This window comes from Sphingobium sp. TomTYG73 (assembly GCF_055394245.1).
The window spans coordinates 1,915,552-1,928,289 of the sequence record NZ_AP027339.1 but is presented as its reverse complement, the minus strand read 5'-3'; the positions used below and the strand labels follow the sequence as shown (position 1 = coordinate 1,928,289).

Sequence of the window (12,738 nt, the reverse complement as noted above, 5' to 3'; positions counted from 1 at the left end):
GCGGCCAAATCCGGTTGGCCGCAAGGAAAAGGCGCGCGGGGCAAAGCCGCGTCCGCCGCTGTACGGAAAGACGTTCCATTTCCGGCCTTCCAAGGCTAGGGGCATGTGCATCATGACCGTGTCCGATATCCTCCGCACCGCCGCTCTGGCGTCCAAGGCCTGGCCCTATGAAGAAGCGCGCAAGCTGCTGAAGCGCTACCAGAACGGCGCTCCCGACAAAGGCCATATCCTGTTCGAGACCGGCTATGGCCCGTCCGGCCTGCCGCACATCGGCACCTTCAACGAAGTGTTGCGCACGACGATGGTGCGCAACGCCTATCATGCGCTGTCCGATATACCCACGCGCCTGATTGCGTTTAGCGACGATATGGACGGGCTGCGCAAGGTGCCCGACAATGTGCCGAACCAGGCGATGCTGGCCGAACATCTTGGCAAGCCGCTGACCCAAGTGCCTGATCCGTTCGAGAAGTTCGAAAGCTTCGCACATCACAATAACGCCATGCTGCGCGAATTTCTGGACCGCTTCGGTTTCGATTATGAATTCGTGTCCGCGACCGACCGGTACAAGTCCGGCGCGTTCGACGACGCGCTCAAGAATGTCCTGCGTCACTATCAGGACATCATGGACGTTATGCTGCCGACCCTGCGCAAGGAACGGCAGGCGACCTATTCGCCTGTGCTGCCGATCAGCCCGAAGAGCGGCATCGTCCTTCAGGTGCCGATCGAGGTGCTGGACGCCGACGCCGGGCTCGTCCGGTTCGAGGATGAGGGCGAGATGATCGAGCAGTCGATCCTGTCCGGCGGCGCGAAACTACAATGGAAGGTCGACTGGGCGATGCGCTGGGTCGCGCTGGGCGTCGATTATGAGATGGCGGGCAAGGATCTGATCGATTCGGTTACCCAGTCGTCCAAGATCTGCCGCGCGCTGGGCGCCCGCCCGCCCGAAGGCTTCAATTATGAGATGTTCCTGGACGAGAAGGGGGAGAAGATCTCCAAGTCCAAGGGCAATGGCCTGAGCCTTGAACAGTGGCTGACCTACGGGCCGCAGGAAAGCCTGGCCTTTTACGCCTATCGTGAGCCGAAGAAGGCCAAACAGCTGCACATGGGCGTGATCCCGCGCGCGGTGGACGAATATTGGCAGTTCCGCGTCAACTATCCCAACCAGCAGGTCGAGCAGCAACTCGGCAATCCGGTGCATCATATCCATGATGGAAAGCTGCCCGACGGCAAGCTGCCGGTGACCTTCGGCCTGTTGCTCAATCTGGTCGGCGTCATGGGCGACGCCAGCCGGGAACAGGTGTGGGGATATCTGCAAAATTATGTCCCTGAAGCGAGCGCGCAGACCTATCCTGAACTGGACGCACTGATCGGGCATGCGCTGGCCTATCATCGCGACTTCGTGGCGCCCACGCTGAAGCGTCGCGCGCCGGAGGCCCATGAAGCCGAGGCGCTGCGCAGGCTGGACGCGGAACTGGCGGCGCTGGGCGATGACGCCACCGCCGAAGATATCCAGAATATCGTTTATGCGATCGGCAAGGACGAGGCCTTTGGCTTTGCGGAACTGCGGGACTGGTTCAAGGCGCTGTATCAGACGTTGCTGGGCGCCGATCAGGGGCCTCGCATGGGCAGCTTCATCGCCCTTTATGGCGTGGCAAATAGCCGCCGCCTGATCGCGGAAGCGCTGGGTTGACGCAGGGGAACATTAGCCGACCCTAAGCGTTCCTATTCCGGTCCACCCCCTTTCGGACTGATGGTGCGCCCTGTGCGTGCCATCGGCCGCGCCTGTTCGGAGACGGGCGGCGCGGCCAAGGGGATTTCCAAAAATTGAGATACTGGCTGCGATCGCACCGCGACCGCTCTTCTGTGGCGAAAGAAATAGCGAACGGCTCCGAACCGAAATCCGGAGCCGCGCTTAGTCGTCAGTTCTGCGTTACCAGAAGAAGCCGCGATGGACTTGCATCACGCGCCCGCTGCGGACGTTGACCAGCAGCACGTCGTTATAATGCCTTACCCAGCGCAGGTTGCGGTTCGCGGGCCGGGGCAGGCGATAGCGATAGGGATCGCTGATATAGTAGCGGGAATTATAGAAGCCCGGGCGTAATTGAGACCCGACTTCCCAGCGATTGTAGCGGAAGGGCGCGCGCCAGTTGCCGCTGCGATAGACGTCGCGGTGCGAACGGCGATAGTCGCGCCAATCTTCGCGCATTTCCTGCCTGGCGTCGCGGACATCGCGGCGCTCTTCCCGTACATCGTGACGTGAGCCATGGCGTTGCGCGTCGCGCAGTTCGCGCTGCTCCTGACGTAGGTCCCGCGCACTGTCGCGCACTTCGCCGCGCGACTGGGCCATGACCGCGCTAGGCATCGCGGTCGCTGCGATAAGGCCGAGGATGATCAACTTACGCATATATTTTCTCCCATCAGCTTGGCGGCCTGAACCGGCTGGGATCAAACTTTCATCCCCTGGACCGGTTCCGTCACCAACAATGGGGTTATGCATTCCGGCCGCTGAACCTGTGGGGAACAGTGCTGTCAGGAATCAGTCATTTATGTCGCAACTTGTATCACGGCTATGAAGAGGTGCGCTTGCGATCAGTGTACCCAGCGCCGCTCCCGAAACCATTTGGTCACGACATATTTGACGCCGCTTTCCACTGGCCGGGCGGCATGCAGGCTCATCGGATTGGGCGACCCGTCGGCCTTCAGGTTGTTCCAGATGAGGATCATCCCCTCAACGGGAGGCACCATGAACTCGCAATGGGGAAAATGCGTCTCCCCGCCGGCTCCAACCGGCGACAGATAGATCATCGCCGTCCAGCTGCGCTGCCCGCCCTTTTTCATCATCGCGGGCCAATAATTGGCGGTGACAGGGAAATAATCGCAATGCGCCTTATATTCCTGACCGACCGCATAGCGCTGACCCTGCAAGGTTTCGCCATTTTCGGGCGGCAAGCCGGTCAGCGCGCAAATCCGGCGGCTGATGCCATCCACCAGCGGGTGCCAGGGGCTAAGGTTGCAGCTGTGGCTGGTGCGGTAGTCGGCATTCGCGCTGCCGGAAAACAGCGTGGAGGGCTGGGCGTCGGCGTCGATCAGTGCGCGCAAGCCTTCGCATTCTTCGGCGCTGAGGAAGTGATGGCGGCCGTAGATTTCGAGGTTCGCGGCGTCGATCCGGCTGACCAAGGGGTTGCGGTCCAGCTTTGCGCGCACCGCATCGCCGATCTTCGCCCGAGTGGCCGAAGCGATGCCGCCATCATCAATCACGTCCGTCATGCCCGCTTCCTGCCGCCGTCGTCCCGTCGGTGCAAATGAAAAGGGCCTGACGCACATGGCGCCAGGCCCAGATGAAATCAGCGGATATGATCCTTCGCTTACCAGAAGAAATCGTGGATCACGTCTACGACATAGCCGTCCCGGATATCGACCAGCAGGGCATCGTCATAATAGCGCACCCAACGCAGCGTGCCGTAGGCAGGCGGCAGGCGATAGGACCATGGATCGTTGATCCAATAGTTGTTCGCGAACAGCAAGCTGTTCAGGAAGATGCCTGTCGAAAAGCTTCTGTAGCCATAGCTCCATCCGCGCGGCGCATAATAGCGGCCCATCCGGTAGCGGTCGCTGTAGCGTGAGCGATAGCTGCGCCAGTCATAGCGGCGGTCCTGCCGCCAGTCATTGTCCCAACGACGCTGGCCGTTCCAGCGGGTGCGATCATCGAACCGGCGATTGCCCGCCAGGCTGCCGCGCCAGTTGTTGCCGCTGTCGAGGCGCCCTTCTGGGCGTCCATCCCGACGATCATCACGCCGGTCCTGTCGCCTGTCGTCGCGACTGCCGCGCCAGCCCGCCTGGTTGTTGTCCCGGCGGTCATCCCGCCACTGGGGACGATCGCCAACGGCCCGTTCCCGGACGCGCGTATCGTTGCGCCGCGCATCGCGAGGAGCATCAGGGCGTGATTCCGCAGCACGCCACTGTCGATTGGGCTGTGCCGGAACAGTCTGTACCCGCGCGCGATCATTTACCCGTTCTTGCCAACGCTGCGTGGAAGCCTGGTCACGCACGCGGACGTTTCCGCGATCGCCATCCTGCCCGCCGCCACGGGGTGCCCGGCCTTCGTTCCGGCCAGACTGCTCACCGCCGCGATCGCGCCCTCCATCCTGCCCGCGTTGCGCATAGGCAGGGGCGACGCCACCCAGAACGGTGGCGGTCATCAGCCCCGCCAACATCATTTTCCTCAACATGGTCTTTTCTTTCCAAAAGGGGCGCCATGCCCCGCATGATTTCCCTTTTATGTCTGCAGCCATGTCGCGACGCTGAACTCGTTCGTCAGCGATTTGAAAGAATCTCACAAGTATAGATGATCATTGGGACCTGGCGTACACAAATCGATTATTTCGGTAGAAAATCGACCAACCACCGCCGTCAGGCTCAAAAACTGATCCAGATCAGTGCGCGCCTCGGTGTCAGCCTTTAGGAACGACGAGTGAAGAGAACGTCCAACGTCGGCCGAATTCGACAGGCCTTAAGAAAAGCGACGATGGAAAACCATCAGCGGGTGGATGATCTTTTTTCCGGCTTTTTGCTGGATTCCCCTGCGGAATATGGAGCCTTTCTGAAAGCGCATGCACGCGCGCTGATGCCGCTGGAACAGTTGGCGATGCCCGATTCTCCGCGCTTGCCCCAGTTGATGGAAGACCTTGCATCATTGGGCGAAACGCTGCCGGAGCCATTGGAAACAACGGCGCATGCGGGCGAAGGGTTTCGGTGGGGTGCGCTCTACGCCCTGGAAGGTTCGCGGCTGGGTGGCGCCATGCTGGAGCGGCGCGTGCCTGCCGGGTTGCCCAGGGCCTATCTCAAGTCTGTCCACGGCCAAGGAAGCTGGATCGCCTTTCAGCAAGCGCTGGACAAGGCAGCGGATGGCGGTGGCCAGGATTGGATCGACAACGCGATACAGGGAGCGCAAGCCGCCTTCGCTCTGTTCGCGGCAGGTGCCGCGGCGGAACGGGTGAGCACTCATGGCTGAACGCGATGGACGGGAGATGGCCGACTTCGCCGTCGACATCAGCAACTGCGATCGCGAACCGATCCATGTGCCGGGCACCATACAGCCGTTCGGCTTTCTGGTTGCGCTGACCGCCGACTGGCTGGTTTCCCGCGTCTCGGCAAATTGTGAACAGTTCATCGGGCTGGCGCCTGAGCAGATGCTGGGCCAGCCGATCAGCGGCCTGTTCCGGGATGATGCGATTCACTCGCTGCGGAACCGGATCACGCTGCTGCGTGGCCCCGACGCGGTCGAGCGGATGTTTTCGCTGGTGCTGATCGACGGCATTCAGCCCTTTGACATCGCCGTTCATTTCTCGGGCTCGCTCGTGGTGATCGAGGCCGAACCGGCTTTCGCGGATGAGATCGAGGCGACCAGCATGGTGCGCTCCATGGTCGCGCGGCTTGCTCAAACGGACAGCATGGCTGCCTTCCTGCGCGATGGGGCGAGGCAGGTAAGGGCCTTGACCGGATTCGACCGCGTCATGGTTTACCGCTTTGCCGATGGTGGCGACGGCGAAGTCGTGGCCGAAGCGCTGCGGCCCGGCATCGACAGCTTTTTCGGGCTGCATTACCCGGCTTCGGACATCCCGACCCAGGCCCGGGCGCTTTACTTGCGCAATATCTTCCGCGTCATCGCGGACGTTGGGGCAGAGCCGGTTCCGGTGATCCCGGTGCTTGATCCCACCGGCGCGGCGCTCGACATGTCGTTGTGCCTGCTGCGCGCGGTCTCCCCGATCCACATCGAATATCTCGGCAATATGGGCGTGGGGGCTTCGCTCTCCATCTCGATCATTGTCGAGGGGCGCTTGTGGGGTTTGTTCGCCTGCCACCATTATGGCCCGCGCCTGCCGACCTTCGCGCAGCGTAGCGCGGCTGAGCTGTTCGGACAGATTTTCTCCATGATGCTGGAAAGCCGCGAGCGGGCGGAGACGGCGGATTATGAGGGGAAGGCGCGGCAAGTCGCTGATCGCCTTATGTCCGCTGTTGCCCAGGATCATGATCTGCTGTCCAACGCTCGTTGGCTGGGGGACGTCATCTTCGACACCGTGCCTGCGGATGGCGTCGGCGTGTATATTGACGGGGACGTGACGCTGGCCGGTTTGACGCCGGACAGGTCCGCCTTTGCAGCGATCGTCTCGATGCTCAATCGGACGGCGGCCAGCCAGGTGTTCGCGACCGACTGCCTCTGCCGGGTGATGCCGGAAGCAGAAGCCTACGCCGATCGCGCGGCGGGCCTGCTCGCCATTCCGCTGTCACGGCGACCGCGCGACTATGTCGTGCTGTTCCGCGCGGAGCAGATGCGTTCGGTGCGCTGGGCGGGCAATCAGGAAAAGCATATCGAATATGGGCCGAATGGGCCGCGCCTGACCCCGCGCAAGAGTTTCGAGGAATGGTCGCAACTGGTGAAGGGCACGTCGGTGCCTTTCACCCCGGCAGAATTGCGCGTCGCGGAGGCATTGCGGACGGCTCTGCTGGAAGTGGTGCTGCGCCTTTCCGACTCCGCCAACGAGGAACGGCAGAAGGCGCATGAAAAGCAGGAACTGCTGATTGCCGAGCTGAACCATCGGGTCCGCAATATATTATCGCTGATCCGTGGGCTTTTGTCCCAGACGCGCGACAATGCCCGTTCGGTGGACGAGTTTATCGACACGTTGGAAAGCCGTGTGCATGCGCTGGCCCGCGCTCATGACCAGATCACGGCTGACCGCTGGGCACCGGCACGGTTGCAGGACCTGATCGAGGTGGAGGCAGGGGCTTATCTGGGCGAGCGGCGCGACCGGGTCAAACAGACCGGCCCCAATGTACTGCTGACGCCGTCGGCCTTTACCGTGCTGGCGCTGGTCATTCATGAGTTGCTGACCAACGCCGCCAAATATGGCGCGCTGTCGGATGGTGGCACGGTTGCGATCGACTGGCGTGTCGATCCGGAGGGCAGCTTGCTGCTCGACTGGAATGAAAGCGGCGGCCCGGCTGTCGTCGCCCCGACTCGCCGGGGTTTCGGTTCCACCGTCATCGAACGGTCGATCCCTTATGATCTGGATGGCAAAGCCGAGATTACCTACCGCCTTTCCGGGCTGGAGGCGCATTTCTGCATCCCGTCCCAGCATATCGTGACGGTCCTGCCGGATGTCACCGTTGGGGAAAGATCGAAGCCCTTGCCCGCGCCTGCTCCCGGCTTGCTCAAGGGGCGCAACGTCCTTCTGGTCGAGGACAATATGATCATCGCCATGGATGGCGAGGATGCGTTGCGCGATCTGGGCGCGGAAGTCATCACCGCCGCCAGCGTCGGGCGAGCGCGTGAAGCCATCGATCTGCACGCCATCGATTTTGCCGTCCTGGATTTCAATCTGGGCAATGAAACCAGCTTGCCGATCGCCGACATGCTCGCGGAAAATGGCATCAGCTTTCTGTTCGCGACGGGCTATGGCGATGGCCTGAACCTGCCCGAGCGGTTCAGCGGGATCACCTTGTTGAAGAAGCCCTATTCAGGCGCCACGCTGGCGCAGGCCATCGCTCCCATTATCGAGGCTGGTGAAGCTTAGGGGGCGGCGAAACGCACTGTTTCACGTCGCGTACTTGCATGGTGAGGGGCGGAGCGCGATCTAACGGTCATGAAACAGCCCAGCCTTTATATCCCGCACGGTGGTGGTCCTTGCTTCTTCATGAACCCCGTAGATCCCGACCGCCCCTACAGCGACCCCATGTGGCAGACGATGCAGGATTATCTGACGCAACTGGTCGAGAGCCTGCCCGAACGTCCGCGCGCGATGTTGATCGTGTCGGCGCATTGGGAGGAGCCGGTCCTTACCGTCCACAAGGGGGATCGTCCGGACCTTCTGTTCGACTATTATAATTTTCCACCGCACACCTATTCCCTGAAATGGGATGCGCCGGGAGCGCCCGCCGTCGCCGACCGCGCCGCCCAACTGCTGCGTGAAGCTGGCTTCCCCGTCGCGGAAGAGGATGAACGCGGCTGGGACCACGGCGTCTTCATTCCGATGAAGGTCGCGCGGCCGCAGGCCGACATTCCCGTCGTGCAACTGTCGTTGAGAAAAGACCTCGACCCACAGGCGCATATCGCGGCAGGCCGGGCGCTTGAACCGTTGCGCGATGAAGGGGTCGTGATCATCGGGTCGGGGATGAGTTTCCACAATATGCGGGTCCACGATTCGCAGGCGCGAACACCATCGCTATTGTGGCACGAGGCTTTGACTGACGCGGTGACGGACCCGGACCCCCAACGGCGATCGGCTCGCGTCGCTGCGTGGGAGACTTTGCCGGAGGCGCGCTTCGCCCATCCTCGTGAAGAACATCTGCTGCCGCTGATGGTGGCGCTGGGCGCGGGCGGCGATGATGTCGCGCAGGTTGATTATGACGACGCCGTGAGGGGATGGCCGGTATCGGCCTATCGGTTCGGCTAGGCGGCGGCGGGACTAGGGCCGCCGGAGCGCCGGGACGGCGCGGGCGGCCTCTTCGGGCGATACGCCGGGGGGCGGGGCCGCCTCTACCTGTTCCTCGCCGCGCATGACCTTTCCGGCGCGCTTGATGGCGCCGCGCAGGCGGGGGTAGATGCCACACCGGCATATGTTGGTGATGGCGGCGTCTATATCCTCGTCACTCGGATCGTTGTTACGCTTCAGCAGAACCGACGCCGCCATGAGGACACCGGGGATGCAATAGCCGCACTGCGACACGTTGTCGGCCGCGAAGACCTGTTGCAGCGGGTGGCCGCGATCGGGGGAAAGCGCTTCTATCGTGGTGACGAAGCGTCCTTCGGTCTCCCTAATGCTGACCTGGCATGAGCGCACCGCCTGCCCGTCGATATCGACCGTGCAGGCCCCGCAATCGCCCGTTCCACAACCATATTTGGTGCCGGTCAGGTTGGATGCGTCGCGCAGCGCCCAGAGGAGTGGCGTGTCGGGGTCCATGCGATATTGGACCGGGCGGTCGTTGACCGTGAATTTGGTCATGCCTCCTCTTCCCCCTCCGCTTGGTGATAGAGGACTTCGTTGCGGATGCGGATGGTGCGCGATGCCAGGCGGATTTCCTGAATGAAGGTTGCAAAACCGCCCGCCTGAAGCAGCATCGCCAGACTGAACAGGATGGCAATGAGCGTGCCAAGATGCGCACCGAACAGGTTGCCCGCAAACAGCAGGATGACGACCAGGCAGACCGCGCATGCGGATGCCACCGAAAGGAAGATCGCGACGTTGACCACGTTCATGCGCCGGTCCAGCACGCGGATCTCGCCCACCATGCGGTCATGTTCCTTACCGCGCGACGTGAGTATTTTGCCTTCGACCAGCCTGGCGCGGTCGATAATCCGGGCAAGGCGCCCCGCACAGACGTTTAGGAAGGCGCCGATGCCCGCGAGCAGGAACACCGGCGCCAAAGCAAGCTGGATCGTCTGCGCGACCTGCGAAACCTGGGGCAGGGGGATTGTCGAGTGAAGTGCCACGCCCTTTAACCCGGCGCCGCTTCCGTCAGGCCGCGCCCTTGGCGGGCGTGTTGATGCCCATGGACTTCAGATATTGTTTGATGTTGCGCGCCGCCTGCCGCAGCCGCTGCTCATTTTCGACCATGGCGATGCGGACGAAACCTTCGCCATCCTCACCATAACCGACGCCGGGAGCTACCGCGACCTTGGCATGGGTCAGGAGCTGCTTGGAAAATTCCAGGCTGCCCATATCCTTGAGCGCGGGGGGCAGTGGAGCCCAGGCGAACATCGACGCCTTGGGCGCCGGAATTTCCCAGCCAGCGCGGCCAAACGCCTCGACCATTACATCACGGCGCTTGTGATAGAGTTCGCGATTCTTCTGAACGATGTCCTGCGGCCCGTTCAGCGCCGCGCAGGCAGCGGCCTGGATCGGCGTGAATGCGCCATAGTCGAGATAGGATTTCACCCGCTTGAGCGCCGCGATCAGTTTGCGGTTGCCGACCGCGAAGCCGATGCGCCAGCCAGCCATCGAATAGGTTTTGCTGAGCGAGGTGAATTCGACCGCGACATCCTTGGCGCCCGGAACCTGCAGGATGGAAGGCGTCGGGTTGCCGTCATAATATAGTTCGGAATAAGCTAGGTCGGACAGGACCCAGACGTTATTTTCCTTCGCCCAGGCGACAAGCCGCTCGTAAAAGGCAAGATCGACCGTTTCGGCCGTAGGATTGCTGGGATAGCCGACGACCAGAATGGAGGGACGCGGCACGGTGAAAGCCATCGCGCGTTCCAGCGACTTCCAATAATTTTCATCCGGCGTCGTCGGGACCGAGCGAATGGTCGCGCCCGCGATGATGAAGCCGAACATGTGAATCGGATAGCTGGGATTGGGCGCCAGAACGACGTCGCCCGGCGCGGTGATCGCGGTCGCGAGGCTGGCAAGCCCTTCCTTCGACCCCATGGTCACGACGACCTCGGTCTCGGGATCAAGGTCTACGCCGAAGCGGCGGCCATAATAATTGGCCTGCGCCTTACGCAGTCCGGGGATGCCCATCGACTGGGAATAGCCGTGGGCGCTCGGCTTTTGCGCGACTTCGCACAGCTTGGCGATGACGTGGTCGGGTGGTGGCAAATCAGGATTGCCCATGCCGAGGTCAATAATGTCCTCACCCGCGGCTCGCGCGGCGGCCCGCATCGCGTTGACTTCAGCGATGACATAGGGCGGCAGACGCTTCATGCGGTAAAATTCTTCGGACATTATAGGGCTTTCCTGAAAGGTCTCCATGGGGAATAGTGCTGCACGCACTTTCGCGCGATGCGCTCTGGCTATAGCCCGCCAGATTGGCTCACGCCAGCGAAAGCGGCGGACATAAAGGATGCCAGGAGGAGGAAGGTGGCCATGGAAGCGCAGAACCTCAACGAGCCTCATCTGCCTACGCTGGAACAGATGCAGCAATGGACGCAAGTCGTCGGCCGGGCGCAGCAGCTCATTCTGGAGCAGGCAGCCGGAGCCACGGGAAGGACGATGCCATTCGATCCAGATGCGGTGGCGCGCATTCAGACAGGCTTTGCCAATGAAGGCCTGGCCCTGTGGCAGCGGTTTCTTGACTCAGGCGGCATGCTTCGCGACCAGCCGGACGCTCCGCCTCCCGAAAGCCCTGCCGCGCGCAAGGATCGCCGCTTTGCTGACCCCGCCTGGACCAAGCATCCGTTCTACGACCTGATCCGGCAAAGCTATCTGCTGATGTCGGACTATCTGCTGAAATTGACGGATGCGGTGGATGGGGTCGATCCCAAGCAAAAGGCAAAGCTGCGCTTCGCTACCAGCGGCATGCTGGACGCGGTGGCGCCCAGCAACTTCCCGCTGACCAACCCACTCGTCATGGAAAAGACCCTGCAGAGCGGGGGCGAAAATCTGGTCAAGGGCCTCCAGCACATGCTGGCGGACATGGAAAAAGGTCAGCTGACACAGACGGACGGCACCGTCTTTGAACTTGGCCGGAACATCGCGACCACCCCGGGCAAGGTGATCAAGGAAACGCCGCTTTACCAGCTGATCCACTACGCGCCCACCACGGACAAGGTGCTGGAAACGCCGCTCGTCATCTTTCCGGCGTGGATCAACCGCTTCTACATACTCGACCTGTCACCGGAAAAAAGCTTCGTCAAATGGGCGACCGATCAGGGGATGAGCGTCTTCCTGCTGTCCTGGAAATCGGCCGATGCATCGATGAAGGACCTGCTCTGGGATGATTATATCGTCCGGGGCCAGGTCGACGCGATCGACACCGTGCGCGAACTGCTCGGCGTGCCGAGCGTCCATACGATCGGCTATTGCGTGGCTGGCACCACCCTTGCTGCGACCCTGGCCTATCTTGCCGAACGTGGCGAAGCGGACAAGGTGGCAAGCGCGACCTTCTTCACGGCGCAGGTGGACTTCACCGAGGCGGGGGATCTTGGCCTGTTCGTCGACGATGAGCAGATGAAACTGGTTGACCAGCTTTCGACCGGGGGCTTCCTGGATGGGCGCTATATGGCCGCGACCTTCAACCTGCTGCGCGGCCGCGACCTGATCTGGAACTATGTGGTCAATAATTACCTGCTGGGGCAGGATTATCCGCCGTTCGACCTGCTATATTGGAATGGCGACACCACCAATCTTCCCGCGTGCTGGCACAAAAATTACCTGACGCAGCTTTATCGCGACAACCAGTTGGTGGTGCCGGGGGCGCTGACCATCGACGGAACGCCGCTTGATCTGAGCAAGGTCAAAACGCCCGCCTATGTTCAGGCGGGACGGGAAGATCATATCGCTCCTCCCGAAAGCGTGTGGAAGATCACATACCACTTCGCTGGGCCTATCCGGTTCCTGCTGGCTGGATCGGGCCATATCGCGGGCGTGGTCAATCCTCCGGCGGCGGGGAAGTATCAATATTGGTCCTGCGATGAACTGCCTGCCAGCCTTGCCGACTTCGTGGCGAACGCGAAGGAGACGAAGGGAAGCTGGTGGCCGGACTGGATCGAATGGATTCGCTCTCATGGTGATTCGATGGTCTCTGCCAAAGACGGTGGTCGGGTGCCGGGCGCCGGTTCCCTGAAGGCCATAGAGGATGCGCCAGGCCGTTATGTGAGGGAGCGCTAAGCCTCACAACACACGCTGATTTCAGACTGGTAAAACAAGGACCGATTTCTCCGCCAATCTTGTTTTGCTGCACTGCACAAAAATTCTTGCGTTTGCGCTTTGAATTATATATTGTGCACTGCAGCAACGG

The 12,738-nt window shown here is 61.7% G+C and carries 11 protein-coding genes; 5 read left to right on the top strand and 6 right to left on the bottom strand.

Features of this window, described 5'->3' with window-relative positions:
* Positions 1–112 precede the first annotated feature (112 nt).
* A complete protein-coding gene (locus ACZ5TH_RS09695) occupies positions 113–1,690 on the top strand; it encodes a lysine--tRNA ligase (protein WP_464793763.1) in 1,578 nt (525 codons plus the stop codon).
* A gap of 240 nt (positions 1,691–1,930) precedes the next feature.
* Here ACZ5TH_RS09695 and ACZ5TH_RS09690 read toward each other — a convergent pair whose 3' ends face one another.
* The 3 genes from ACZ5TH_RS09690 to ACZ5TH_RS09680 form a co-directional block, all read right to left on the bottom strand.
* Positions 1,931–2,404 carry an RcnB family protein gene (locus ACZ5TH_RS09690; RefSeq protein ID WP_464793762.1) on the bottom strand — a complete coding sequence of 158 codons (474 nt, stop codon included), beginning with the start codon at positions 2,402–2,404 and terminating at the stop codon, positions 1,931–1,933.
* A 185-nt stretch (positions 2,405–2,589) separates the two neighbouring features.
* Complete coding sequence (locus ACZ5TH_RS09685) at positions 2,590–3,267, bottom strand: 2OG-Fe(II) oxygenase (RefSeq protein ID WP_464793761.1); 678 nt, start codon at positions 3,265–3,267, stop codon at positions 2,590–2,592.
* A 98-nt stretch (positions 3,268–3,365) separates the two neighbouring features.
* The gene (locus ACZ5TH_RS09680) at positions 3,366–4,199 is read right to left on the bottom strand and encodes an RcnB family protein (RefSeq protein WP_464793760.1); all 834 of its coding nucleotides are present in this window, start codon (positions 4,197–4,199) and stop codon (positions 3,366–3,368) included.
* A gap of 326 nt (positions 4,200–4,525) precedes the next feature.
* Between ACZ5TH_RS09680 and ACZ5TH_RS09675 the strand changes: the two genes are divergently transcribed.
* The 3 genes from ACZ5TH_RS09675 to ACZ5TH_RS09665 all read left to right on the top strand — a co-directional run bounded on the left by ACZ5TH_RS09675 (position 4,526) and on the right by ACZ5TH_RS09665 (position 8,453).
* Entirely contained in the window at positions 4,526–5,011 is a 486-nt protein-coding gene (locus tag ACZ5TH_RS09675) for a biliverdin-producing heme oxygenase (RefSeq protein ID WP_464793759.1), read from the top strand.
* Positions 5,004–7,574, top strand: a complete 2,571-nt coding sequence (locus ACZ5TH_RS09670; RefSeq protein WP_464793758.1) for an HWE histidine kinase domain-containing protein — start codon at positions 5,004–5,006, stop codon at positions 7,572–7,574. The genes ACZ5TH_RS09675 and ACZ5TH_RS09670 overlap by 8 nt, the downstream gene beginning before the upstream one ends.
* Positions 7,575–7,643: 69 nt before the next feature.
* On the top strand, positions 7,644–8,453 hold the full coding sequence (locus ACZ5TH_RS09665; RefSeq protein WP_464793757.1) for a DODA-type extradiol aromatic ring-opening family dioxygenase: 810 nt from the start codon (positions 7,644–7,646) through the stop codon (positions 8,451–8,453).
* A gap of 12 nt (positions 8,454–8,465) precedes the next feature.
* Here the strand turns inward: ACZ5TH_RS09665 and ACZ5TH_RS09660 are convergent, their stop codons facing one another.
* Genes ACZ5TH_RS09660 through ACZ5TH_RS09650 form a run of 3 tightly spaced genes read right to left on the bottom strand, consistent with a single transcriptional unit; the run spans position 8,466 to position 10,724 of the window.
* Positions 8,466–9,002, bottom strand: coding sequence for a (2Fe-2S)-binding protein (locus tag ACZ5TH_RS09660; protein WP_449474215.1), 537 nt, complete (start codon positions 9,000–9,002; stop codon positions 8,466–8,468).
* On the bottom strand, positions 8,999–9,490 hold the full coding sequence (locus ACZ5TH_RS09655) for a DUF2721 domain-containing protein (RefSeq protein WP_449474213.1): 492 nt from the start codon (positions 9,488–9,490) through the stop codon (positions 8,999–9,001). The genes ACZ5TH_RS09660 and ACZ5TH_RS09655 overlap by 4 nt, the downstream gene beginning before the upstream one ends.
* Positions 9,491–9,515: 25 nt before the next feature.
* Positions 9,516–10,724, bottom strand: a complete 1,209-nt coding sequence (locus ACZ5TH_RS09650; RefSeq protein WP_196224609.1) for an LL-diaminopimelate aminotransferase — start codon at positions 10,722–10,724, stop codon at positions 9,516–9,518.
* 141 nt (positions 10,725–10,865) lie between these two features.
* Between ACZ5TH_RS09650 and ACZ5TH_RS09645 the strand changes: the two genes are divergently transcribed.
* A complete protein-coding gene (locus ACZ5TH_RS09645) occupies positions 10,866–12,608 on the top strand; it encodes a PHA/PHB synthase family protein (protein ID WP_464795088.1) in 1,743 nt (580 codons plus the stop codon).
* Positions 12,609–12,738: the final 130 nt, after the last annotated feature.